The following is a 23,567-nucleotide window of genomic DNA, read 5'->3' as shown; positions in this document are numbered from 1 at the left end:
TTGGGGCTCGCACATTCTGCCGGGTGCCTCCTCGTCACTCGCCGCCCAGTCGGCTCGCCGGCACCAGTGCCAGTGCGCCGACCGTGGCAGCAGTCAGCACCAGACCGGTGGCAGCAGCCGCGGGGGCGGAGTCGGCGAAGGCCGCGAAGACGACGCCGCTGAGGGCGATGGCAGCCCCCATGGCGAGTTGGTCGTTGAGCTGGAGGGCCGACGACGTGCGCCCCTCCGCCCCCGGCTCAGCCGTGGCGAGGGCCAGGACCGACAGGGTGGAGAAGGCCATGCCGATGCCCAGGCCGGCGACACCCCATGCAGCCACGGGGAGGACGAGCGGTACGTCGGCGATCGCCACGGTCGAGAACCCGCCGACCCCGGTGGCCACGAGCACGGCGCCGATCCTGACCCGACCTGCCTCGTCGGCGAGCAGGGGCCATCGGGCTGCGAGGACGGCTCCCGCGCACCAGGTCACGGCACCGACGGTCAACACCCAGCCGGCTTGGGTCAGGGTGAGCCCGCGTTCGAGCACCAGCAGCAGCGGAACGTAGACCTCGGCTGCGGCGATGGCCGTGCCGATGGCTGCCCGGGACCCGAGGACGGCGGGAAGGCCGGGGCCCAGGCGCCACGAACCGACGGGCAGGAGTCGCTGGCCGGCCACCAGGATGGCGACCACGCCGACAGGCACGAGGGCCGGCCACCACGGGACCACCTGCTGGCCGGCCAGGCTGATGCAGAGTGCGCCTCCGGCGGCGACGAGCGCCACTGCAGGCGCCCGCGCTGCGCCTCGGCCTTCCCCGGCCGTGACGGTGCGTCGGCGACGAGGAGCCACGAGGCCACCGCCAGCACCGGCACCCCGAGGAAGACCCAGCGCCAACCGAAGGCGTCGGCCACCTGTGCGGCGAAGAGTGGCCCGACGAGTGCGGGCAGCACCCAGGCCATGGTGAGGATGGCGAAGAGACGCGGTCGCATCGCCTCGGGGTAGGCCTGCGCGATCACCACGTAGAGCGCGACCCCGAGCACGCCTCCGCCGTAGCCGTGGACCAGGCGGCCTGCGACGAAGAGCGGCATCGAGGGGGCGAGTCCGGCGAGTACGACGCCCGCGCAGAAGATCACCAGGCCGCGCCGCGAGCACCGGCCCTGGCCCGAGTCGGTCCGCGGCAGGGCCAGCCGTGGTCAAGGCGATGACCGACGCGGCGAGCGGGCCGGCGAAGGCGACGGCGTACCAGCGGAGGCCATCGAGTTCGCGGGCGATCTCCGGCATCACGGTGGAGACGGCCAGGGCCTCGAATGCGAAGAGGAAGGAGAGGGAGAAGACGCCGACGGTGGTGCGCCCATGACGGCCACGCCACGGTGAGGGCACCGCGGCATCGAGCAGGGCGGTCACCGCTCGACCACCAGCACGACCTTGCCGACCGACGCGCTCGTCTCCAGGGCGCGGTGGGCGGCGGCTGCGTCCGCGAGCGGGACGGTGGTGCCGACGTACGGCACCCGCGACCCGTCGGCGGCGGCGGCGAGTGCCGCACGTTCGAACTCGGCGAGGCGCGCCATGATGGGCGGCCCGAGGACATCGACCACCGGCCGGTCGGGATCGTCGTAGTCGTTCGGTTCGCCGGACGACCAGCCGAAGCGGATCAGGCGCCCGCCGGGCGCGAGACTCCGGTAGAGGGCCAGTCCGATGGGGCCGGCGACGCCGTCCAGGACGACGGTGGGGTCACCCAGCTCGTGGAGACGCTGTCGCCACTCCTGCGAACGGTGGTCGAGGGCGAGGGTGGCGCCGAAGCGGTGCGCGAGCTGCACCTTGTCGGGGCCGCCGGCCAGCGCCACGGTCCGAGCGCCGACGGCGGCAGCGCCCTGCAGGAAGAGCAGGCCCATGCCGCCGGCTGCGGAGGTGACCAGGACGACGTCGTCGGACGTGAGCTTGGCGAACTCCAGGATGGCCGTGGCGGTGCGCCCGGTGCCGATCGCGGCCACGGCGGTCGGTGCGTCCAGGCCGTCCGGTACGACGTGGGCCCGACTCGCGTCGACGACCGCCTGGTCGGCGTACCCGCCACTGGCGAATCCGAGGTGGGCGACCACGCGGCGTCCGAGCCACGACGCATCGACGTCGTTGCCGATCTCGTCGACGACGCCGGCGACTTCGCGGCCGGGGATCATCGGGAGTTCGGGCGCCGTGCCGGCGCCGAAGGACTCTCCTGCGCGGATCGAGGTGTCGAGCAGGTGCACTCCGGCCGCCTCGACGGCGATGCGGAGCTGGCCGGGAGCAGGGGAGAGGTCAGGCAGGGTCTCGAGGTGGAGGACGTCGGCGGGGCCGAATTCACTGTGTCTGATTGCGTGCATGACCCCATCCGACAACCTCAACTTAAGTTGAGGTCAATGCCTCGTCCCATTTTCTTCCGGCACTGGCCTCGTGATGGCAGAAACCTCACCTAATGTTGTGGTCATGGTCGACGCGAATCGAGAGCTGCGCTCGCACGACATGACCCCGGGTGAGGTCGCCGAGCGTTCCGGTGTCGCGGTGTCGGCCCTGCACTTCTACGAGCGCGAAGGTCTGATCACGAGCACGAGGACGGCAGGCAACCAGCGTCGCTACCACCGTGACGTGCTGCGCCGGATCTCCTTCGTCCGGGTCTCACAAGGTGTCGGCATCCCGCTCGCCGAGATCCGTGCTGCGTTGGCCACCTTGCCCGAAGGACGCAGCCCCAACAAGGCCGACTGGTCGAGGCTGTCGCGGGCGTGGCGAGCCCAGCTCAACGCCCGGATCACCCAGCTGGAGAAGTTGCGCGACACGCTCGATGACTGCATCGGATGCGGTTGCCTCTCGATGCGGTCCTGTGCCCTCGCCAATCCGGGCGACCGGCTGGCCGAGGTCGGCGACGGTCCCGTCCGCCTGCTCGGCAGGACCACTGACCGCTTCACGAAGTAGCACTCGTTGCGCGGCGAGCTCGCGGTTGTTGGGCGTCAGTTGAACTGGTCGCGCAGCTCTCGCTTGAGCAGCTTGCCGCTCTGGTTGCGCGGCAACTCGTCGACGACGTGGACCTTCTTGGGCAGCTTGTACGCAGCCAGTGTGCTGCGAAGGTGCGCGATGAGCGCGGCCTCCTCCACGACGTACCCCTCCTTGACCACGACGACCGCGGTGACGGCCTCGATCCATTTCTCGTCGGGAGTGGCGATCACCGCGACCTCGGCGACACCGTCGTAGGTGTAGATCGCGTCCTCGACCTCACGGGAGGCAACGAGGACACCGCCGGTGTTGATGACGTCCTTGATGCGGTCGACCACGGTGATGTAGCCCTCCTCATCGCGAGTGACCATGTCTCCGGAGTGGAACCAGCCGCCCTTGAACGCCTTCTCTGTCTCCTCGGGCTTGTTCCAGTAGCCGACACACAGTTGCGGCGACCGATAGAGCACTTCGCCGGGCTCGCCGGCTGCGACGTCGGTGCCGGCCTCGTCGACGACGCGGGTCTCCACGAAGGTGATTGCGCGGCCGCAGGACTCGGGGCGTTGCTCGTGCTCCTCGGGTCGCAGCACCGTGGCGAGCGGGCCGATCTCCGACTGCCCGAAGCAGTTGTAGAAGCCGAGCTCGGGCAGCCGCTCCGAGAGTCGCTGGCGCACCGGCACCGGCATGATCGAGGCGCCGTAGTAGGCCTTGCGGAGCGAGCTCAGGTCGGTCGTCTCGAAGTCGGGATGGTTGGCCAGCGGTACCCAGACGGTGGGAGCGAGGAAGAGCGAGCGGTGCCGGTTCTCCGCGGTACGACGGAGCAGTTCGGCGACGTCGGGACGTGGCAGGAGATGGCTCGTGGCGCCGACCATGAGGTGTGGGAGGAGGAAGACATGCATCTGTGCCGAGTGATAGAGCGGCATGCAGTGCAGCGGATCGTCATCTGCGGAGAGGTCAAGGGCAATGACCGACGAGACGTATTCGTGCATGAGGGCGCGGTGGGTCATCATCGCGCCCTTGGGCGCGGAGGTGGTGCCTGAGGTGTAGAGCAACTGCACCAGGTCGGTGTCCTCGTGGTCGGTCTCGACCACGGGCACATCACCGGAGCGCCACGCATCCAGGGCGCTGCCGTCCTCACCGTGCAAGGTGATGATCTGCTCGAGCGCGGTCTCATCGCGGATGCTCTCGACGCCGGCGCGGAGGTCGGGATCGACGAGTGCGATGCGGGCGCCGGAGTCGCCGATCAGGTAGCTGAGCTCGCGCCCGGTCAACGCATAGTTCACCGGCACGTGCACCAGTCCGGCGCGGGCGCACCCGAGGAAGGCCAGCACGTAGGCATCGGAGTTGGCACCGACCGTCGCGACCCGGTCGCCCTTGGTGAGCCCGAGCGAGCGCAGGTACGCCGCAGCTCGGGTGATCCCCGCGTCCAGCTCCGCATAGCTCCAGCGCCGCTCGCCGAAGATCAGCGCTGCGCGATCCGGGTGTCGACCTGCGCTGCGGCGGACGATGGTGTCAACAGTGTTGTCACGGGGGTTCGTCATGCCCGGAGGGTAACCGGAGTCACACCACAGGTCACGCTTCCTGCTTCGTTCCGGGGCTACGTGCTGCGGATCCGCTCGGCTTCGGTGTTGAGCGCAGCCGTCATGAGTTCGCCGATCGCCCAGAGCGCAGCCTCGTGCTGCTCGGCGATCGGCACGGTCGACGGGTCCGTGCCGGGCACCGTTCGTGGCTCCAGCTCTGCGAGGTCACCGACGACGGCAACGTCCAGGGCCTCAAGCCTCGAGCGAGTCGTTGCGGCGCGGTCGTGCAGCCACGGGGGCGGGACGAAACCGAGCGGAGTCTCGCGGTCACGGTGTCGGGCGAGCACCTGCTTGGCGAGCTTGCGCTTGATGGTCCCGCGCAGCTCCCAGTCCGCACCTGAGGCTCGGACTCGTTCGTTGGCTTCGCGGAGCACCAGGCACGATGCCGCGCCGAGGGACTGGTTGGCAGCCGGCAAGGGCTCCACGTCCGGCAGGTCGAGCGCGGTGGCGGTGCGGAAGCGGTCCCACAGCACCGACGCCGGCGTTCCTGCCGCGGGCACCGTCACCACGGTGACATGACCGGGGCCGAAGACACGCGCCCAGTTGCGGGCGATGCGTGCGGCCGCCTGTTGCCGCCAGAAGAGGCGGCCGGGTTTTCCCTTGTTCTGCTCGACGGACGTCAGGTAGTCGGCCCAGTGGCTGCTGCCCCCGCTCTTCAGGTTCTCCTGCCACATCGCCGGCACGCCACGACCGAGGTCACGCACGGTCATCACCACGTCGACGCGTGGGTCGCCGGTGGCGGCGAGGTCGTCCGCAAGGCGCTGGATGTCCCGGGTGCTGCTGCGGCGAGGAACTCCATGCTCAGCAGCACGGAGCCCTGGTGCTTGGTGATGTCGGCGGCCAGTTTCTCCCATCCGGCAGCCGGCGCGAGCCCGATCCGGTCGCGTCCGATCAGTTGCTTGACGGCCGAGACCTGGCGTTGCCACGGGGTGGGATAGAAGATGCCGCGCCCGGCCAGCTGCTCATGGTTGGCGAGCAGGCGGGCCTGCAGATAGGACGTGCCGGACTTCATCAGTCCGATGTGCAGGACGACGCGACTGGCCACGGGGCGATGCTGTCACATGCGGATCACCGTCCGACCTGCACCACGGCGGCTCCCCGGGATCCGACGCGCCCTGAGGTCAGGTCGCCGACCTTGATCGGCAGGTCGAGGGGAGCCGTGAGGGAGACGACGATCGTGCGGTTCCGGACCGTCACTGCCACCTGCAGGCCGCGATGCGTGTGCAAGGCCCCGGTGTCTCGAAGGTAGTCGTGGACCGCGGACCTGGCGAGATCGGTGGCCAACGGCGCCAGGTCCCCGTCGAGACCTTGGCTGAAGACTGCCGACCCACGGACCTCGTTGGCGCCGCTGAGCGCTGCGCCGTCGGCGAGGTTGTCCAAGGACTGCCGTTGCAGATAGGCGGCCGAGGCGTCGATGACGACGCCGACCAGCAGCACCAGAACAGTTGCGAATCCGATCACGAGAGGTGTGATCGAGCCGCGCTCACTGGTCATCGGTGAGCCTCGACGTACGTGCCCCGTGGGACGCGGTGCACGGACTCGACCTTGAAGCTGGGCTTGCCGTCGCCCAGGGCGGTGGGCATCAGCGGCAGCGTGACCTGCGTGCTGATCCGCACCGTGGTGACCGAACCGGGGAGAGGCACGGCTCCGGCGCGCACTCGATGTGCAGCGAGAAGGGCTCGTCGAGTCCCTGATCGGCCAGGGCCACGCGCGCTGCTTCGCGTGCACGCCGTTCGGCCTCGCCCACGCTGTCGGCGAGGGTGTAGGCACGCCCGGCAGCTCGGGCGGCGGCACTCACCCCGAACGCGCCGCGCTGCACGTCGAACACGGCGATGAGGATGTAGACCAACGGGACCATCAGCAAGATGCCGAGCCAGATGAACTCGACGACGGCATTGCCGGCCTCGTCGTGCGGCTTCACGGCTGCTCCCGGATCGCGTGCCCGGAGACGGTGAGCTCCACGCCGGGCCCCCACAACCCCAGTGGCGGCACCTCCGCTCTGATGGTGATCTCGACTGCCGGTGCGCCGCGCAGGCTCGTGGTCCGCTGCGTGATGTCGTGGGCGAACCGGCCCGACAGGGCACCCGTCACGTGGTCGCGCGCATATCGTTGGCCCGCGCCGGGCTCCGCGTCGGCCACGGCGGCGTGGCGTGCCGCTTCGGACGCGGCGGCGACAAGCGTGTTGCGGACGTGCAGCACCAGCGCCAGGTGGACGATGCCGAGCACCAGCGGCACGAGGATCACGGTCACGAGGACGAAGTCGACGACTGCCGCTCCGTCTTCGCGTCGGCTAGCCGCCGACCTTCGACAGCGCATTGCCGAGCATCGAACTGAGCCGCCCGTCGGCGAACTCCCACAAGCCGCCCACCAGGCCCGCCGTCATGACCGTCACGAGGACCCAACCGGGTACGTCGCCACGCTCGTCATCGTCCGGTGGAGCGACGAATCGCATCCCCAGCAACCAATATCTGTTCTTCACCCGAGATTCCTTTCTGGTGCTCCTGACTCAGTTCGTCACGAACGACTGCGAGTATGAATGTGTCGCCACCGGCCGGGTCTGACCCATCTAACGACCGGCCCCCGGGTGCCTTTGGGTTGATCTGTCGACCCGGCTGGTGGGGACGACCAAACCACCGGTCTGGCGGGCAGTGACCTCATAGGAGCATGGCTTTACTGAGCCTCGTCGCAGTCGTGTCCGCCCGCCCGACCGGCGGTGACCCATACCCGCCTGCCAGCGAGAGAAGGCCATCACCAGCATGCCTGCTACCACCACTGACGTCACCACCACGCCCGCCAACACCGTCACGATCGGGGTCGACACCCACAAGGACTCGCACGTCGCCGTAGCGCTGAATGCGCTGGGCCGCTGGGTGGCCGAACTGGCCACCCCGGCCACCGCTGCCGGCTATGAGCAACTACGCCGATGGGCCTACGACCTGGGACAGGTCGAAGCGTTCGGAATCGAAGGCACCGGCTCCTACGGAGCGGGGCTCGCCCGCTACCTGCGTCGCTGCGGCGAGCGTGTCGTCGAGGTCAATCGGCCTGACCGCAGCACCCGTCACCGCAAGGGCAAGTCCGACCCCATCGACGCCGAGTCCGCCGCGAGGGCCGTGCTGGCCGGTACCGCGACCGGCACCCCCAAGAACGGTGATGACCAAGTCGAGGTCATCCGCATGCTCAAGATGACCCGCGACTCCGCGGTCAAAGCGCAGACACAGGCGGTCAACCAGCTCAAGGCCGTCCTGGTCACCGCCCCAGACGAACTGCGCGAATCACTTACCGATCTGGGTCTGGCCAGATTGTTGGAGCGGTGCGCCGCACTGCGACCAGGCGACCTCACCACACCCCTGTCGGCCGCCAAACACGCTCTACGGCTGCTGGCTCGTCGCGCCCTCACACTGCGAGCCGAGGCCAAGGAGCTCCGCGAGCATCTGGATCGCCTCACAGCCGCTGTCGCGCCCACGCTCGTCGAGCTCACCGGCGTCGGCCCAGACACGGCCGCAGCACTGCTGCTCGCCGCGGGGGACAACCCCGACCGGCTGCGCAGCGAGGCCGCGTTCGCGGCCCTGTGCGGTACGAACCCCGTGCCCGCCTCGTCGGGAAAGACGACGCGTTACCGGCTCAACCGCGGCGGTGACCGCCGAGCCAACGCAGCCCTGCACCGGGCCGTCGTCACGCGGATGCATTGGCACGAGCCGACCAAGATCTACGTTGCGCGACGCACCGCCGAGGGCAAGACCAAGCCCGAGATCATGCGCTGCCTGAAGCGATACCTCGCCCGACAGGTCTACCGCTGCCTACTGCCCACAATCGCTGAGACCAGCAGCAGAAAACCACCTCAAGAAGACCTCTGCGACGCGGCTTGACAAGACATAGGAGCATCAACCCCACGACCCCCGGCCAGAAGGCGACGAGGACGGTCGCCGGAAGGACCAGGAACACGACCGGCACCATCATCGCGACCTCCTTGCGTGCACCCGTCTCGATCAGTTCGCGCCGTCTGGCCTCGCGCACGTCTCCCGCCTGCGCGTGGAGTACGTCGGCAAGCGGTGTGCCGCGCTCCACGGCGGTCGCGATCGACTCGGCGAACCTGCGGACTTCGGGCACGCCGGTGGCGCTGGCGAGGTCGTCGAATGCCTGCGCCACCGGCATGCCGGTGCGCACCTCGGCCAACACGCCTGCCAGGTCGGCTGACAGCGCGCCGGTGCTGCGGCGTACGACCCGGTCCAGCGCGGCCGCCGGCCCTTCTCCGGCCGCCAGGCTCAGCGCCAGCAGTTCGGAGATGGCCGGCAGCTCCTCGAGCACCCGGCGCTCTCGCTTGCGCACCCGGGCGGTCAGCCGGTTGTCGCGCAGCAGGACTCCGAAGGCAAAGGCGGTCAGGCAGAGCAGGGCAGAACCGAGGACGGTCCCGTCTCCGGACGACGCCCGCACGATCGACAGCAATGCCATGGTCGTGAAGGACGTCAGCCCCCACGCGACCTGCTCGATGCGGAAGTCATGGACCGTTTGGTCGCTGCCCGATCGAGCCAGGCGTCGACGTACGGATGGAGCGCCCCCGACCACCGCGTCGACCCGGTCCGCCGCCCAACGCATGACCCGCGCCATGGGAGGCGACGGTGAGTGGGGATCGACCGCCAACCGCTGCGCCACGCCCGGGAGGTCCCGCAGGTAGGGCCAGATCCGGGTGCCGGGATCGATCCGTCTGGTCAGGGTCAGCACCCGCAGCACCACGAGGGCTCCCACGGAGGCCATGCCGCCGGCCAGCCCGCCCAACGCTGCCGAGCTCATGCGAGCACCCGTCGCTCCGCCGGGAGGCGTCCGATCCGCATCATCACCGCATAGGCCACGACGCAACAGGCGGCCGCGACCAGGAGCACGACCACGCCCCCTGGGGTGCCGAACGCGTCCACCGCGTCGGTCTGCGTGCTCATCATCAGCAACACCGCCCAAGGCGCCGCCACTGCCAGCCGGGCTGCATTCACGGCCCACGACTGCCGCGACTCGAGTTCGGATCGCACCCGTTCGTCGTCACGCAGGTGGCTGGAGAGGTTGCGAAGCAGCCGACCGAGATCGCCGCCGCCGACTGCCCGGGCCACCCGCAGGCCCTCCACCACCCGATCTCCGACCGGGTCGGCCAGGTCGTCCTTGAGTACGTCCAGGGCCACCTCGAACCGACCCAGCACCTGGTAGTTCCGGGCGAAGTGCGAGAACGTCGGCCGCAGCGTCTCGGGCCCACGGCTGGCCAGCGCCGACACGGCTTCCGGCAGCGACAGGCCAGCGCGTACGCCGGAAGCCAGGTTGTCGACGACCTCCGGCCAGATCCGTGCGAGCTCACGTTGGCGGCGGCGAGCCCGGCCGGAGACCCAGGCGAGGGGAGCCAGCCGGCGATTGCGGCGAAGACCACCGCGATCGGCGGGGTTCCGGTGAGGGCCTGCATGGCGACGAACACGATGATCGCGGCGATGCAACAGGCCGCGACCAGGTCCCGTGGCCGGCTGCCGGTGAGCCCGGCACGAGCGAGCAGCTCGGAGAGGCGGGACCGCCGTGCGGTCCCGGCGCCCGCACGCGGCACGCTGCAGGCAAGCCAGATCAGCAGGATCCCGACGCCTGCCACGAGTCCGACCGCCGCGCCCATCAGAGCGTTCCGTTGAGCAGGGTGTGGACGTCGATCCCGATGCGGTCGAAGCGTTCCGGCCGTGGCGGCATCCCACTTCGGCGTACGAGTGTGTCGTGCGCCCGCTCGAAGACCACCTCGGTCTCGATCACCCCCTGCTCGGACCTCCCCGGGACCGCGACGATCTCGGCCACCTTGCGGGAACCGTCGCGATCGAGCGTGAGGTGGACGACCAGGTCGACGGTCGAGGCGACCGTGGGCTGCACGAAGGTGGAGCTGATGTTCTCTCCGGCCAGGAGCGGGAGGGCGCACATCTTGACCAGCGCCTCCCGTGCGGAGTTGGCATGCAGCGTGCACATGCCGGGCAGGCCGGCGTTCAGGGCAAGCAGCAGGTCCAGGCACTCCTCTGCCCGCACCTCGCCGACGATGATGCGGTTGGGGCGCATCCTCAGGCTCTCCTTGACGAGGTCGCGCAGCCGGACCTCGCCAGTGCCTTCGAGCCCGGCCTGCCTGGTCTGCAGGGCGACCCAGTCGGGGTGGGCGAACCGCAGCTCGAAGACTTCTTCAGCGGAGATCACCCGCTCGCCGCCGGGGATGGCTTCGGCCAGGCAGTTCAGCATGGTTGTCTTCCCGCTCTGGGTTGAGCCGGTGACGAGCAGGTTGAGCCCAGCGCGCACCGATGCCCTGAGGAAGGCCGCGGCGCCGTCAGTGAGCGTGCCCAGCTCCACCAACGTGTCCAGGTTGGCGGCCCGCATCGTGTGCTTGCGGATGTTGACGGCGGTGAAGCCGCGCGCGATCCCGGCCAGGGCGACGTGGAGGCGATGGCCGTCGGGCAGCAGCGCGTCGACGAAGGGCTGCGAGACGTCGACGCGCCGGCCGCTGCTCTTCAACATGCGCTCGACGAGCTCGTCCACCTCCTCCGGTGTCAGGACGGTGTTGGTGAGCTCGTGCTTGCCGTCGCGGGCGACGAAGACCCTGCTGGGCTCGTTCACCCACACCTCTTCGATCGTTGGATCCTCGAGGTAGGCCTGCAGCGGTCCGAATCCCGCGACGCGGGCCACCAGCTCGGTGACCACGGCAGCCGGATCAGCGAGCGTGGTGACCTGCCCGGTGAGGCTCAGCCGATCGTGCTCGCCGACGACCTGCTCCGCGATGGCGCGCACCGATTCGGCTTGCGCCTGGGGGTCGAGACCCGCGCGTCGTACCCGGTCGCGCAGGCGCGCGTCCAGCACCGCCACCACGCCCTTGGGCGCGTCGCCAACAACCGACATTGCACCGATCCTCCCGAGAAATCGGATCTTGCCGAGACAGTGTGGTTCGACCGATGTGTGTTTGTCCATGGTCTGCAGCAGGCCTGTGGACAGCGCCTGCGGTCGTTCGCGACGTACGACGGCACTTGCCGGGTCGCGCAACGAGAGCGACTTCGTGGCGCAACGAGAGCGACTTCGTGGCGCAATGAGAGCGACGTCGCGGGTCAGTGAGCGGCGATGGCGAGGACGGCTCGGGCGACGGCCGAGGCGAGCTCACCGTCATCGAGCGGGGTGGGGAGACCCGGTCGTCGTCGAGCAGGGCACGAGCCGCGCCGAGGGAGAAGAGCACCCGCCAGGTGGCCTCGGCCGCGGTCTCGCTCGCTCCGAGGTGCTCGCGCAACCAGGCAGTGACCCGGACCGCGAGGGCGTGCAGGAAGACGTCGTTGGGCTCCTCGAAGACCGATTGTCCGATGGCGTCGACGAGGAAGGCGCGCAGGGACCCGTGGTGGGTGCGGAAGATCGACAGGGCGGCGGCAGCGAGGGCGCCGGCGACCTCCTCGCGGGTGACCCCGCCGGCCAGCGCCCGGTCGGCGAGGGCGAACGCCTCGGCGGTCTCGGCGGTGATCTCGTCGAACCCGCGCTGCTGCGCCGCCAGCAGCAGGCCGGTCCGGTCACCGAAGCGGTGATAGAGCGACCCGTTCGACGTACCCGCACGTGAGGCGACCGCGTTGATGGTCACCGCCGCCATCCCGCCCTCCTCGAGGAGCGCGCGAGTGGCCTCGAGCATGCGGTCGGCCGAGGCGGCGCTGCGGCTCTGCGAAGGGGTGCGCACGGGGACACTTTACAAACTGGAGTGTCCACTCTAATCTCGGTGGGCATGAAGCGAGATCACTGGCGCAAGGTCAATGAGCGTCTCGACGCGGACCGCGACTTCGTCGAGATCTATCGCAACCTGTCGGTCATGGAGTTCCAGTGGGACATGCTCCAGGCGCTCAGCTTTGCGCTCTTCCGCACCTATGCGGTGCCGGGGATCGGTGCGCTCCTCGACGAGACGCGTGCCTTCGGTGACGAGACCCAGAAGCGCTATGACGACACGGTTCTGCTGCTGGAACCGCCCAGCCTGCTCGGCTTCGACCACCCCGAGGCCCGCGCCGCGATCCGTCGGATCAACCAGATGCACCGCAGCTACGACATCCCCGACCACGAGATGCGCTACGTTCTCTCGACCTTCGTGGTGGTGCCGAAGAGATGGATGGACGACTACGCCAAGCGCCCCCTGAGCAGTCAGGAGCTCCGCGCCAGCGTCAACTACTACCGCGAGCTCGGCACCCACATGGGCATCCGCAACATCCCGGAGACCTACGAGGGCTTCGCCGACCTCATGGACTCCTACGAGGCCGAGCACTTCGGGTACGACGCGGGCGGTCGTCGCGTCGCCGACGCGACCCTCGCCCTGATGCTGACCTTCTATCCGCGGCCGCTGCGTCGGCTGGTCGAGCTCTTCAGCCGAGCGCTCATGGACGAGCCGCTGCTCGAGGCGTTCGGCTACGCACGCCCGCCGTCGTGGTTCGTGCGACTGAGCCGGGCCGGTCTCGCCCTGCGTGGCCGGTTCGCCGGCCTGCTCCCCGCCCGTCGCCGGCAGCGGACCGCACTCGACCACCCACGCATCCGCAGCTATCCCGACGGCTACCGGATCGAGGAGCTGGGCACCTTTCCGGGTGGCGGATGTCCGATGCCGCACGCGCAGCGGCAGACCGGTTGACGTGGGTCGGTCGACCGAACCCGTTGCTCAGTCGGGGATCTGGCCGATCGGCTCCTTCTTCTCCGCCTGGAAACGGTCCTCGGTACGTCCGTGGGCCCAGTAGCCCGACAGTGAGAGGTCCTCGCGGGCGACGTCGCGTTCCTTGAGTACGGCGCGGATCGCCTTCATCGACTCCCGCTCGCCGTGGGCGAACACCTGGACCCGCCCCTGGGGCCACGGTGCGGCGGCGATCGCCTCGGCGAGCACGTCGGGGTTGCTCCCGGCCGGGGAGTGGAAGTGCCAACGTAGCTCCACGCCAACGGGCGCGGCCAGCTCCAGGACCTCGGACTCGTCCTCGACCACCAGGTGGGCGACTCCGCGCGCGTCGGCGGGCAGTGCCTCCAGTGCAGCTCCGATCGCGGGGAGTGCGGAGGCGTCGCCCGCAAACAGGTGTACGTCGGCAGTCGGGTCCGGCACGAAGGCGCCGCCGGGGCCGACGAAGGTGATCGGGTCGCCGGGCTTCGCGTTGGCTGCCCACGGCCCGGCGATGCCCTCGTCGCCGTGCACGACGAAGTCGAGGGTGATCGTGCGAGCCACGCCGTCGACGTGCCGCACGGTGTAGGTGCGCGTCACGTCGTGCTCGGGGAAACGGATCTTCACGTACTTGTCGGTCTTGCCGTTGTCGACGAAGGCAGAGAAGCCGGGGCCGCCTGCGACCAGGCGCACCAGGTGCGGGGAGAGCTGCTCGGTGCTCTGGACGGTCAGTTCGATGACGGGACGGGGCGGGCGCTGGGGGCGCCCGGCGCCACTGGAAGGAGTGCTCACAAGGGCGAGTCAACCAGCGCGGGCAAACCTGTGGCGTGCTCCCAGCCACCAGCCGGTAGCCTTGCGTCTGTGGCTGGCCCAGACTTCGACCAAGAGATCAAGCAACTCCGCGCAACGATGAAGACGATCGAGCAGGTGCTCGACGTCGACGCCATGCGCGTCGAGATCGATGACCTCGAGGACCAGGTTGGTGCCCCAGACCTCTGGGACAACCAGGAGAACGCACAACGCGTCACCGGCCGTCTCTCCACCCTCAACGGGGAGCTCGAGCGCTTCACCTCGCTGGAGGAGCGCATCGAAGACCTCGGCATCCTCGTCGAGCTCGGCCAGGAGGAGGGCGACGCCGACTCCTTGGAGGAGGCCGAGGCGGAGCTGGCACGTATCCGCAAGTCCGTCGAGGCGCTGGAGGTCCGCACCCTCCTGTCGGGTGAGTACGACGCCCGCGAGGCGCTCGTGACCATTCGTTCCGGTGCGGGTGGCGTCGATGCTGCCGACTTCGCCGAGATGCTCATGCGCATGTATGTGCGCTGGGCAGAGCAGCACGACTACCCCGTCGAGGTCTACGACACCTCCTACGCAGAGGAGGCCGGCATCAAGTCGGCGACCTTCGCTGTGAAGGCCCCCTACGCCTACGGCACCCTCTCGGTGGAGGCCGGCACCCACCGCCTCGTGCGGATCAGCCCCTTCGACAACCAGGGCCGTCGCCAGACCAGCTTCGCGGCCGTGGAGGTCGTGCCCGTGCTCGAGCAGACCGATGAGATCGACGTGCCCGACGAGGAGATCCGCGTCGATGTCTACCGCTCGGGTGGCCCGGGCGGCCAGTCGGTCAACACCACCGACTCGGCGGTCCGCCTGACCCACATCCCGACCGGGACGGTGGTCAGCTGCCAGAACGAGAAGAGCCAGCTGCAGAACAAGGCCAGCGCCATGGTCGTCCTCAAGGCCAAGCTGCTCGCGCTCAAGAAGGCCGAGGAGAAGGCCCACCTCGACGAGATGCGCGGGGACGTGCAGGCCAGCTGGGGTGACCAGATGCGCAACTACGTGCTCAACCCCTACCAGGTCGTCAAGGACCTGCGCACCGGCTTCGAGTCCGGCAACCCGCAGTCGGTCTTCGACGGTGACCTCGGTGACTTCCTCGAGGCCGGCATCCGGTGGCGTCGTGGCGCCGACAAGGCCGAGGCCAACTGATCCCTCGCGGGTGACGCTCAGTCGGCTGTCGCTGCTGCCTGTACGGCGGCCGCGCACCACCGCTCCAGCCGTTCCGTCGTGGTGGTGGTCGGCTCCTGCTCGGTGAGCGAGCAGCCGAACCAGGTGTCGGTGTAGAGGCCCGCAAGCGTCGTCGTGGTGCCGTGCTTCGTCGTACACGTCGCGGCGAATCCGGGCTCGCCGAGTCCGACACCTGCGTCGGTGCACTTCCTGCCGGGCGCGATCTTCGCGGCCTGTGCTGCCGTCACCGGGGGGACAGCCACCCAGGCGCGGGCCTGGCTGCCCGTGGTCGAGGTGAAGACGCAGCCGAACTCGTGGGCGACGTCGGTGACGCCGGGGGCGATCTCGGCCTTCTCGCCGTTGCCGTAGTGGGCGCTCTCCGGCTCCTCCCCGACGACGGCCTCGACGGCACGCTCGTCGATCCGTTCGCAGAAGTCACCCGGGCGCACCGGGAGTTCGGCATTGCGGGCCGACTCGATCGTGGGCAGCGGTGTCTCGGAGTCGGGCTCGTCGGATCCGGAGCACGCGCCGAGGGTGAGGGCGAGCGCGGCGGCGATGAGCAGGGGGAGTGGCCGGGACACGAACAGCAGCCTACGGGGACCGGTCGGCGGCAGGCACCACGCGCACGGCCTGCCTCCCCGCGCCCTTGGCCGCGACCACTAAACTCCGTCCAGTGATCCGCTTCGAAAAGGTTGTCAAGACCTACCCGGGACAGACCCGAGCCGCCCTTGAGGAGGTGTCGGTCGACATCGAGAAGGGGAGTTCGTCTTCCTCGTCGGCCAGTCGGGCTCCGGCAAGTCGACCTTCCTGCGGCTCATCCTCCGCGAGTACCGCCCGACCTCGGGCAAGGTGCACGTCGCCGGCAAGGAGATCAATCGCCTCGCCTCGTGGAAGGTGCCGCGGCTGCGCCGCCAGATCGGCACCGTCTTCCAGGACTTCCGGCTGCTGCAGAACAAGACCGTTGCCGAGAACGTCGGCTTCGCCCTGCAGGTGATCGGCAAGTCGCGTTCGCAGATCGACAAGCTCGTTCCCGAGACGCTGGAGCTGGTCGGCCTCGAGGGCAAGGCCGACCGCCTGCCCGACGAGCTCTCCGGCGGAGAACAGCAACGAGTCGCCCTTGCTCGGGCCTTCGTCAATCGTCCCAAGATCCTCATCGCCGACGAGCCCACCGGAAACCTCGACCCGACCTCCTCGATCGGGATCATGAAGCTGCTGGACCGGATCAACCGGACCGGCACCACCGTGCTCATGGCCACCCACGACGCGAGCATCGTCGACCAGATGCGCAAGCGGGTCATCGAGCTCGAGGACGGCCACGTCGTGCGCGACGAGTCCAGTGGCATCTACGGCAACCAGAACTGAGAGACATGCAGCTTCGACACGTCTTTTCCGAGCTCCGCCAGGGGTTGCGCCGCAACCTCACGATGCACATCGCGGTGGTGCTGACCCTCTTCGTCTCCCTGACCCTCGTCGGGCTCGGCATCCTGCTCAACTCGCAGGCGCAGAAGACCGAGGACTACTTCGGTTCCAAGCTCCAGGCGACGATCTATCTCTGCAACGGTGCCCGCGGCGAGGTCGGTTGTGTCGGTGCAGTCTCCGACGCCGAGAAGGCCGCGATCGTGGACGCGATCGAGGACAACGGTCACGTCAAGAGCTGGTACGAGGAGTCGCAGCAGGTTGCCTTCGACCGCTCCAAGGAGCTCATGGGCGACAACTTCCGGATCTCTTCGCCCGACGCGATGCACTCCTCGATCTGGGTGACCCTCAAGGACCCGCGCGACTACGACAGCGTGGTCAGCTCCGTCCAGACGCTTCCCGGTGTGCATTCGGTCTTCACCGCCAAGAAGATCCTCGACCCGATCTATTCGACGATCAACGCGTTCAAGTACGGCTCCCTCGCGATCGGCGGGTTCCTGATCCTGGCGGCGCTGCTGTTGGTGGCCAACACGATCCGCCTGGCGGCCTTCGCCCGCCGGCGGGAGATCGGCATCATGCGGCTGGTCGGTGCCTCGAGCCTCTACATCTCGCTGCCCTTCCTGCTGGAGGCACTGGTGACTGCGGTGATCGGAGTCGCGCTCGCCGCCGGTGCCCTGGGAGCGTTCATGAGGTTCGGTGTGCATGATCGGCTCTCCGACAGCCTGCGCTTCATGCCATGGGTCGATTCGGCCGACTACCTGGGCGCAGTCGGCTGGCTCGCGATCATCGGTCCGCTGCTCACGGTGCTTCCGACACTCGTACTGACGAGGAAATACCTCAAAGTCTGACCGTCGTGGTCTAACGTCAAGGCGTTCACTTCCCCGGACACAAAGGTCTCACCCGTGGCTCGCCTCTTCCCCAGCGAGCGTCGGCACCGGACGGTGGCCCTTTTCGCGGCCATCCTGACGGTCCTCGGCGTCGCCCTCGCCCCGCTCGCGTTCGCCGACGACCTCAAGGACAAGCAGCGCGAGGTCAAGAAGGAGCTCGAGCACGCTCACGACGACCTCGAGCACTCCAGCGCCGCGCTGCGTCGCGCCACCAAGCACCTGGAGCGTTCGCAGGCGCAGCTCGCCGCGGCGCGGAGCAAGCTGGCCAGTACCCGCGGCAAGCTCGACACCGCCCGGGTGCTCGACCAGAAGATGCAGGCGGAGCTGGTCCAGGCCGAGGCCGACCTCACGCAGGCCGTTGCCGACCTGAAGTCCGGTCGTCAGGACGTGCGTGACCAGCAGGGCAACGTCGATCGCATGTTCGCCGACGCCTACGAAGCTGGCGATCCCACGATGGAGGGCTTCGCGGCGCTCCTCAACGCCGAGGACCTCGGCGACGTGGCCAGGGTCCAGGCAGCAACCCGGGACTCGCTCCAGGAGCAGGACACCCAGCTGGCCGAACTGGAGGCTGCCGAGGTGCTGCTCGGCGTACGACGCGACGAGGTCAAGGAGCAGCGTGACGACGTGAAGGTGCGTCGCCAGGAAGCTGCAGCCAATCTCGAGCTCATGAAGAAGCTCGAGGCGCAGGCTGCGGCAGAGAAGGCCTCCGTCGCCGAGCTCGTGTCCGACAGTCGCGATGCGACGCGCAGGGCTGAGAAGGTCAGGGCCCGCGACGCCAAGACGTTGCGAGCACTCGAGGCGGACCAGAAGCGGATCGAGCGGATGCTGCGTGAGCGTGCCAGGAAGCAGAACGGCAACACGTCCCGCACCACCGCGAACAACTCGGGCGGATTCCTCAGCTACCCGGTCAAGGGCGGCTACGTCACCTCGTCGTACGGCATGCGGACGCACCCGATCTATGGCTATCGCAGCCTCCACGACGGCACCGACTTCGGCACCGGCGGCTGCGGAGCGCCGCTCCTCGCCACCGCCGACGGCACCGTGATCTCCGAGTACTTCCAGACCGCCTGGGGCAACCGCCTGATCCTCGACCACGGCAACGTCAAGGGCGTCGGTCTGGCCTCGATCTACAACCACGCGTCGAACTACACCGTCAGCGTCGGCCAGAAGGTCAAGCGTGGTCAGGTCATCGGCTACGTCGGCACCACCGGCTGGTCGACCGGCTGCCACCTCCACTTCACGGTGATGGTCAACGGCTCCCCGGTCAACCCGATGAACTGGCTCTGAACTTCGCGCCCGAGCCTCCGGTGAATTCCGGTTGCCACACCTGAGAGACTTGGCCCATGGTCAGGGAGCAGGGCACGAAGGTGATCGCCCAGAACAAGAAGGCGCGCCACGACTACCACATCGACGACACCTGGGAGGCCGGGCTCGTCCTGGTCGGCACCGAGGTGAAGTCGTTGCGGGCTGGTCGCGCCAACCTGGTCGACGGGTTCGGTGAGATCGATGGCGGCGAGGCCTGGCTGCACAACGTGCACATCCCCGAATACAGCCAGGGCACGTGGACCAACCACATGTCGCGACGCAAGAGGAAGCTGCTCCTCAACCGAGTCGAGATCAACAAGATCGAGAAGAAGCTGGTGGAGAAGGGCTACACGCTCATCCCGCTCTCGCTCTACTTCAAGGACGGCCGGGCCAAGGTCGAGATCGCGCTGGCCCGAGGCAAGAAGCAGTGGGACAAGCGGCACACGATCGCCGAGCGGCAGGCCAACCGCGAGAAGGAGCAGGAGATCGGTCGCCGCCTCAAGGGCATGCGATGACGGAGCCCGCTCCGGTGCGTGAGCTCGTCGAGACCCTCGGCATCCCCGGTGTCTTCGACGTGCACACGCACTTCTACCCGGAGCCGATGGGCACCAAGGTGCGTGCGGTCTTCGAGACCGCCGGGCCGTTGATCGGGCGCCCCTGGCCGATCAAGTACCGCGGCACCGACGACGAGCTCGTCGCCACCCTGGAGGGATTCGGCGTCAAGCGCTTCTCGCAGCTCACCTATGCCCACAAGCCCGGCATGGCGGACTTCCTCAACGAGTGGTCCGTCGGATTCGCGCAGCGGTTTCCCGCTGCCCTGCGGTGCGGCACCTTCTATCCCGAGCCCGAGGCGGCGGAGTACGTCGCCACGCGGCTCGCAGAGGGCGTGCAGCTCTGGAAGGTGCATGTCCAGGTCGGTGCCTTCCATGTCACCGACCCACTGCTCGACAAGGCATGGGGACTGATCGCCGACGCCGGCACCCCGGTGATCCTCCACGCCGGGTCCGGACCGGTGGGCACGGAGTTCACCGGACCGCAACCGGTGGCGGAGCTGCTGCACCGGCACCCGACGCTGCCGCTGGTGATCGCGCATCTCGGGGCGCCGGAGTACGAAGACTTCCTGACGATGGCCGAACGCCACGAGCATGTACGGCTCGACACCACGATGGCGTTCACGAGCTTCTTCAACGAGATGGGCGGTGAGTTCCCGGGCGACCTGTTGCCGCGGCTGGCGGCCCTGCGCGACAAGGTGCTGCTGGGTTCCGACTTCCCCAACATCCCCTACGCCTGGTCCGAGCAGATCGACGTGCTGACTGCGCTGACCGACCGGCACCAGGGCATCGACGACGCCTGGCTGCGAGCAGTGCTGTGGGGCAACGCCGCAGCACTCTTCGGCGATTGAGCAGGCAGGTGGGCTGACTCGAGTCAGCGTCCGGTCAGCCGAGCCATGAACTCCGGGGAGCGCAGCAGCGCCTCCTGCTCGACCGATTCGGCCACCAGCAGTGGTTCCACCGCCACCGCCTCGTCGATCGCCAGGCCCAGTAGGCGCTTGGCGGCACGCACCCCGGCAACACTCCGCTCGGCGATGTCATGGGCGAGCTCGAGCGCGGCAGCATGAGGGTCGGCCGCCGTACGCGTGGCCAGGCCCAGCGCGACGGCGTCCGTGCCGCTGACCTCCCGTCCGGTGTAGACCAGCTCGCGCAGCACGTCGGGGCGCACCACGCCGCGCAGCAGCGGGAAGCCGGCCATGTCGGGCACCAAACCCCATCGTGCCTCCATGACCGCGAGTCGGGCGTCCGGCGCCGCGATCCGGATGTCTGCGCCCGCCGCGACCTGCATACCGCCGCCGAAACAGACACCGTCGATCGCCGCGATCACCGGCACCGGCAGCTCGCGCCAGCCCCAGCACACGTGTTGGAAGTAGTTGGCGATGCCGTGGGTACGAGGCGCCAGGTCGAGTGCCTCCGTGTTGCTTCCGAGGAAGGCGAGGTCGATGCCGGCGCAGAACGTGCCTCCGGCGCCGCGGAGCACCACCACGCGCACGTCGTCGCGTTGCCTGAGTTCGGCGATGGTCGACTCGATCCCGTCGAACATCACTCGGTCGAGGGCGTTCTTCTTGGCGGGCCGGTCCAGCGTCACCGACGCGATTCCGTCCTCGGCAACCTCCAGCCGGATCCCGTGCTCCGTCGTGCTCACAGTCAGCTCCTCGTCAGCATGTCGCCCCGAGCGGGCGACCCTGTGCCCAGCCTGCCGGGTCAGCGGTCGTCGCGGAAGACCGGCTTGCGTCCCTCGTTGCGGGCCAAGGTGGCCTCCTCGAAGTTGTCGGTGAGCAGCCGCAGGTAGAGCTGCCCCAAACCTTCGCTGGGCATGTAGTTCTCCAACGAGGTGGCGGCGACACCGGCCTGCAGGGAGCGCTTGGTGAGCTCGATGCCCGGCAGCGACAGTTCCGCCATCCGCTCACCCATCGCGACCGCCTCGTCGACCACCGGATCGACAAGGCGGGAGACGAGCCCGATCCGCAGGGCCTCCTCGGCCGGCACGTCCCGCCCGGTCAGCATGATGTCGGCGGCGTGGCTCAGGCCCACGGTGCGGGGGAGCAGGTAGCTCAGGCCCAGCTCACTCGCGGTCAGTCCGTTGTTGATGCCGGCTGCCCGGAAGTAGGCGGCGTCGGAGGCGATCCGGACGTCGCAGGCGAGCGCCAGACAGAGGCCGCCCCCGATGGCGGCGCCGTTGACGGCTGCGATCACGGGCTGGTGCAGTCGACGCAGCGTGAGGATGACGTCCTCGAGCACTTCCAGGCTGCGCAGGGCGTACGTCGGCCGCGTGAGTCCCTCGGTGTGCGGCGGCCTGCCCGCGGACTTCTGGTCGGCCCCGGCGCTGAACCCGTCCCCCGCGCCGGTCAGCACCACGGCTCTGATGCTGTTGTCGTTGCCGATCTCGCGCAACGTGTCGCGCACCGGCACCATCACGTCGAACGCCATGGCATTCATCCGCTCCGGCCGATTCATGGTGACGACGGCGACGGAGGGCACGGGCCGGTCGATCAGGACGAAGTCCATCGCTACCCACCCGCTCTCAGGCCGGGACCTGCGGCGCCGCGAGATCCTGCGCCGTTCGGTAGTCGGCCTTGCCGGTGACATGGCGGGGGACCCTGTCCACGGAGAGCATCGTGCGGGGGATCTTGTAGCCGGAGATGTGACCGCGCAGGTGGGCGCGCACCTCCTCCAGGTCGAGTTCGACGCCGGGGCGCGGCTCGACGACGGCGGCGACCTGCTGACCGAAACGCGGGTCGGGGAGGGCGAACACCAAGGCGTCATAGACCCCGGGGTGCGCCTTGAGGGCCACCTCGACCTCCTCGGGATATACCTTCTCGCCGCCCGTGTTGATGCATCCGGACCCGCGGCCCAGCAGGGTGAGGTGGCGCCCTGGTTCGATGCGCACCCAGTCGCCGGGGACGGCGTACCTGGTGCCGTCGATCTCGAGGAAGGTGCGGGCAGTCTTCTCCGGGTCGCCCAGGTAGCCGATGGGGATGCTGCCGCTGCGGGCCATCAGGCCGACGGCGCCGATGTCGGTGTCGGGGTCGAGCAGGCGATGCTGTTCGTCGACGACCGCGGTCTCGGGGCCGATCTTGACGAGGGTGCCACGGTCGGTGCCGTCGGGGGAGACCGTCCCGTTGCCGGTGAAGCCGGTCTCGGAGGCGCCGATGATGTCGATCAGGGTGAGGTCCGGGAAGGAGCGGAGCCAACGTTGCTTCACCTCCGTCGAGAGGATGGCTGCCGCGCTGGTGACGACGGCCAGAGTGCGCGCGTCGTACTCACCGCGGTCGTGCTCCTCGATGAGCGGGCGGGCCATGGCATCACCGATCATCGAGATCGTCTGCACCCGCTCGCGCTCGAGTGTCTGCCAGATCTCCGCCGGGTCGAAGCGGGGGAGCAGCACGTTGGTGTGGCCGCCGAAGAGCCGCAGCAGCAGGCCCCACTGGCCGTTGGCGTGCATGATCGGTCCGAGGTGCATGCAGGTCAGCGGGTGCGCGGTCGCAGCAGCCAGTTGTGACTGGCTGTGCTCGTGCAGCCGCTCGCCGGTGGCGAAGTCGATGCCGCCTCCGAGGGTGCGCCACACGTCCTCGTGTCGCCACATCACTCCCTTCGGATAGCCGGTGGTGCCGCCCGTGTAGACGATGTAGATGTCGTCGGCGGAGCGCTCCTCGAAGTCGCGATCGGTGGACTGGCCCGCCATTGCTTCCGCCCACGCGGTCGTGGGGTACGTCGGCACGTGGGTCGTGTCGTCCTCGATCACCGTCACGGCACGCAAGGTGCGCTCTCCGAGGGCTTCGGTGAGCACGGGCGTGTACTGCCGTTCGTGGATGAGCGCGACCATGCCGGAGTTGTCGAGGAGGTAGGAGAGTTCTGCCGGCACGTAGCGGTAGTTGATGTTGATCGGCACAGCGCGGATCTTGAAGATCGCGAGCATCGCGACGACGTGGTCGGTGACGTTGCGGGCCATGAGGCCGACGTGGTCGCCGGTGCGGATGTCCTGCTCGAGCAAGTGGTGGGCGAAGGCGTTGCTGCGGGCCTCGAGCTCGGCGTACGTGAGCCGCTCGTCCCCGATGATGAGCGCGGTGCGGTCGGGGCACACGTCCACGACGTGCTCGAAGAGGTCGGCGATGGTCAGCGCCACAAGGGTCTCCAGGTGTGAGTCAGGACACGTCTTTGGTTGTATTCCGCCATCAACTTGCACCCAAACCCAGGGGAATGCCACTGGCCGGGAGCCCAGCCGGTCCCGGGTGAGAGGGTTCTCATCCGGTTGTCACG

General features: G+C 68.8%; 27 protein-coding genes and 2 pseudogenes. 10 read left to right on the top strand and 19 right to left on the bottom strand.

Annotation, left to right across the window (positions count from 1 at the left end; all coding sequences use genetic code 11):
* Window positions 1-34 precede the first annotated feature (34 nt).
* On the bottom strand, window positions 35-523 hold the full coding sequence (locus tag L1066_RS19025) for a hypothetical protein (RefSeq protein WP_235737773.1): 489 nt from the start codon (window positions 521-523) through the stop codon (window positions 35-37).
* Complete coding sequence (locus L1066_RS19020) at window positions 499-1,107, bottom strand: MFS transporter (RefSeq protein ID WP_235737772.1); 609 nt, start codon at window positions 1,105-1,107, stop codon at window positions 499-501. The genes L1066_RS19025 and L1066_RS19020 overlap by 25 nt, the downstream gene beginning before the upstream one ends.
* A gap of 68 nt (window positions 1,108-1,175) precedes the next feature.
* Between L1066_RS19020 and L1066_RS19015 the strand changes: the two genes are divergently transcribed.
* Complete coding sequence (locus tag L1066_RS19015) at window positions 1,176-1,331, top strand: hypothetical protein (RefSeq protein ID WP_235737771.1); 156 nt, start codon at window positions 1,176-1,178, stop codon at window positions 1,329-1,331.
* Between the two features lie 43 nt (window positions 1,332-1,374).
* On the opposite strand, the gene L1066_RS19010 is transcribed toward L1066_RS19015, so the two are convergent.
* Window positions 1,375-2,331, bottom strand: coding sequence for a zinc-binding dehydrogenase (locus tag L1066_RS19010; RefSeq protein WP_235737770.1), 957 nt, complete (start codon window positions 2,329-2,331; stop codon window positions 1,375-1,377).
* Between the two features lie 103 nt (window positions 2,332-2,434).
* Between L1066_RS19010 and soxR the strand changes: the two genes are divergently transcribed.
* Window positions 2,435-2,917, top strand: coding sequence for a redox-sensitive transcriptional activator SoxR (soxR, locus tag L1066_RS19005; protein ID WP_235737769.1), 483 nt, complete (start codon window positions 2,435-2,437; stop codon window positions 2,915-2,917).
* A gap of 35 nt (window positions 2,918-2,952) precedes the next feature.
* Here soxR and L1066_RS19000 read toward each other — a convergent pair whose 3' ends face one another.
* The 7 genes from L1066_RS19000 to L1066_RS18970 form a co-directional block, all read right to left on the bottom strand.
* Window positions 2,953-4,473 (bottom strand): fatty acyl-CoA synthetase, encoded by a 1,521-nt coding sequence (locus L1066_RS19000; protein WP_235737768.1) that lies wholly within the window; start codon window positions 4,471-4,473, stop codon window positions 2,953-2,955.
* A gap of 56 nt (window positions 4,474-4,529) precedes the next feature.
* Entirely contained in the window at window positions 4,530-5,222 is a 693-nt protein-coding gene (locus L1066_RS18995) for a hypothetical protein (protein ID WP_235737767.1), read from the bottom strand.
* The gene (locus L1066_RS18990; RefSeq protein ID WP_235737766.1) at window positions 5,222-5,557 is read right to left on the bottom strand and encodes a hypothetical protein; all 336 of its coding nucleotides are present in this window, start codon (window positions 5,555-5,557) and stop codon (window positions 5,222-5,224) included. Before L1066_RS18990 ends, L1066_RS18995 begins: the two co-directional genes overlap by 1 nt.
* Window positions 5,558-5,580: 23 nt before the next feature.
* Window positions 5,581-6,006: a pilus assembly protein TadG-related protein gene (locus tag L1066_RS18985; RefSeq protein WP_235737765.1), complete on the bottom strand. Its 426-nt coding sequence runs from the start codon at window positions 6,004-6,006 to the stop codon at window positions 5,581-5,583.
* An 88-nt stretch (window positions 6,007-6,094) separates the two neighbouring features.
* The gene (locus L1066_RS18980) at window positions 6,095-6,433 is read right to left on the bottom strand and encodes a hypothetical protein (RefSeq protein WP_235737764.1); all 339 of its coding nucleotides are present in this window, start codon (window positions 6,431-6,433) and stop codon (window positions 6,095-6,097) included.
* Window positions 6,430-6,762 (bottom strand): TadE/TadG family type IV pilus assembly protein, encoded by a 333-nt coding sequence (locus L1066_RS18975; RefSeq protein ID WP_235737763.1) that lies wholly within the window; start codon window positions 6,760-6,762, stop codon window positions 6,430-6,432. Before L1066_RS18975 ends, L1066_RS18980 begins: the two co-directional genes overlap by 4 nt.
* Window positions 6,763-6,802: 40 nt before the next feature.
* On the bottom strand, window positions 6,803-6,991 hold the full coding sequence (locus L1066_RS18970; RefSeq protein ID WP_235737762.1) for a hypothetical protein: 189 nt from the start codon (window positions 6,989-6,991) through the stop codon (window positions 6,803-6,805).
* A gap of 277 nt (window positions 6,992-7,268) precedes the next feature.
* Between L1066_RS18970 and L1066_RS18965 the strand changes: the two genes are divergently transcribed.
* Window positions 7,269-8,378 (top strand): IS110 family RNA-guided transposase, encoded by a 1,110-nt coding sequence (locus L1066_RS18965; protein ID WP_235734917.1) that lies wholly within the window; start codon window positions 7,269-7,271, stop codon window positions 8,376-8,378.
* Here the strand turns inward: L1066_RS18965 and L1066_RS18960 are convergent.
* From L1066_RS18960 to L1066_RS27025, 4 genes and pseudogenes are all read right to left on the bottom strand, one after another.
* Entirely contained in the window at window positions 8,263-9,300 is a 1,038-nt protein-coding gene (locus L1066_RS18960) for a type II secretion system F family protein (protein ID WP_235737761.1), read from the bottom strand. The two genes, L1066_RS18965 and L1066_RS18960, sit on opposite strands and share 116 nt — an antisense overlap.
* Complete coding sequence (locus tag L1066_RS18955; protein ID WP_235737760.1) at window positions 9,297-9,980, bottom strand: type II secretion system F family protein; 684 nt, start codon at window positions 9,978-9,980, stop codon at window positions 9,297-9,299. Before L1066_RS18955 ends, L1066_RS18960 begins: the two co-directional genes overlap by 4 nt.
* A gap of 166 nt (window positions 9,981-10,146) precedes the next feature.
* On the bottom strand, window positions 10,147-11,397 hold the full coding sequence (locus L1066_RS18950; protein ID WP_235737759.1) for a TadA family conjugal transfer-associated ATPase: 1,251 nt from the start codon (window positions 11,395-11,397) through the stop codon (window positions 10,147-10,149).
* Window positions 11,398-12,034: 637 nt separating this feature from the next.
* Window positions 12,035-12,163 (bottom strand): annotated as a pseudogene (locus L1066_RS27025) (helix-turn-helix domain-containing protein); the annotation flags it as partial.
* Between the two features lie 90 nt (window positions 12,164-12,253).
* Between L1066_RS27025 and L1066_RS18940 the strand changes: the two are divergent.
* The gene (locus L1066_RS18940; protein ID WP_235737758.1) at window positions 12,254-13,138 is read left to right on the top strand and encodes an oxygenase MpaB family protein; all 885 of its coding nucleotides are present in this window, start codon (window positions 12,254-12,256) and stop codon (window positions 13,136-13,138) included.
* Window positions 13,139-13,165: 27 nt separating this feature from the next.
* Here the strand turns inward: L1066_RS18940 and L1066_RS18935 are convergent, their stop codons facing one another.
* Window positions 13,166-13,942, bottom strand: a complete 777-nt coding sequence (locus L1066_RS18935; RefSeq protein ID WP_235737757.1) for a siderophore-interacting protein — start codon at window positions 13,940-13,942, stop codon at window positions 13,166-13,168.
* Between the two features lie 69 nt (window positions 13,943-14,011).
* Here L1066_RS18935 and prfB point away from each other — a divergent pair, with 69 nt between their 5' ends.
* On the top strand, window positions 14,012-15,130 hold the full coding sequence (gene prfB / locus L1066_RS18930) for a peptide chain release factor 2 (RefSeq protein WP_235737756.1): 1,119 nt from the start codon (window positions 14,012-14,014) through the stop codon (window positions 15,128-15,130).
* A 17-nt stretch (window positions 15,131-15,147) separates the two neighbouring features.
* On the opposite strand, the gene L1066_RS18925 is transcribed toward prfB, so the two are convergent.
* Window positions 15,148-15,729: a hypothetical protein gene (locus L1066_RS18925; RefSeq protein ID WP_235737755.1), complete on the bottom strand. Its 582-nt coding sequence runs from the start codon at window positions 15,727-15,729 to the stop codon at window positions 15,148-15,150.
* Between the two features lie 92 nt (window positions 15,730-15,821).
* On the opposite strand from L1066_RS18925, the pseudogene ftsE reads away from it, so the two are divergent.
* The 5 genes and pseudogenes from ftsE to L1066_RS18900 all read left to right on the top strand — a co-directional run bounded on the left by ftsE (window position 15,822) and on the right by L1066_RS18900 (window position 20,158).
* A pseudogene (gene ftsE / locus L1066_RS18920) lies at window positions 15,822-16,510 on the top strand (cell division ATP-binding protein FtsE).
* 5 nt (window positions 16,511-16,515) lie between these two features.
* A complete protein-coding gene (ftsX, locus tag L1066_RS18915) occupies window positions 16,516-17,412 on the top strand; it encodes a permease-like cell division protein FtsX (RefSeq protein WP_235737754.1) in 897 nt (298 codons plus the stop codon).
* Window positions 17,413-17,466: 54 nt separating this feature from the next.
* A complete protein-coding gene (locus L1066_RS27995; RefSeq protein WP_235737753.1) occupies window positions 17,467-18,738 on the top strand; it encodes a M23 family metallopeptidase in 1,272 nt (423 codons plus the stop codon).
* Between the two features lie 56 nt (window positions 18,739-18,794).
* Window positions 18,795-19,271, top strand: coding sequence for an SsrA-binding protein SmpB (gene smpB, locus L1066_RS18905; protein ID WP_235737752.1), 477 nt, complete (start codon window positions 18,795-18,797; stop codon window positions 19,269-19,271).
* Window positions 19,268-20,158 carry an amidohydrolase family protein gene (locus L1066_RS18900; RefSeq protein ID WP_235737751.1) on the top strand — a complete coding sequence of 297 codons (891 nt, stop codon included), beginning with the start codon at window positions 19,268-19,270 and terminating at the stop codon, window positions 20,156-20,158. Before smpB ends, L1066_RS18900 begins: the two co-directional genes overlap by 4 nt.
* Before the next feature lie 23 nt (window positions 20,159-20,181).
* Here the strand turns inward: L1066_RS18900 and L1066_RS18895 are convergent, their stop codons facing one another.
* From L1066_RS18895 to L1066_RS18885, 3 genes are read right to left on the bottom strand one after another with little or no spacing between them, the layout of a single operon-like run.
* The gene (locus L1066_RS18895; protein WP_235737750.1) at window positions 20,182-20,952 is read right to left on the bottom strand and encodes a crotonase/enoyl-CoA hydratase family protein; all 771 of its coding nucleotides are present in this window, start codon (window positions 20,950-20,952) and stop codon (window positions 20,182-20,184) included.
* Between the two features lie 59 nt (window positions 20,953-21,011).
* Window positions 21,012-21,815 (bottom strand): enoyl-CoA hydratase, encoded by an 804-nt coding sequence (locus L1066_RS18890; RefSeq protein WP_235737749.1) that lies wholly within the window; start codon window positions 21,813-21,815, stop codon window positions 21,012-21,014.
* 16 nt (window positions 21,816-21,831) lie between these two features.
* The gene (locus tag L1066_RS18885; RefSeq protein ID WP_235737748.1) at window positions 21,832-23,433 is read right to left on the bottom strand and encodes an acyl-CoA synthetase; all 1,602 of its coding nucleotides are present in this window, start codon (window positions 23,431-23,433) and stop codon (window positions 21,832-21,834) included.
* Window positions 23,434-23,567 lie beyond the last annotated feature (134 nt).

The organism is Nocardioides alcanivorans (assembly GCF_021555175.1).
Lineage (GTDB): Bacteria > Actinomycetota > Actinomycetes > Propionibacteriales > Nocardioidaceae > Nocardioides > Nocardioides alcanivorans.
The sequence above is the reverse complement of the archived record's forward strand: the minus strand, read 5'-3'. Positions and strand labels throughout refer to the sequence as shown.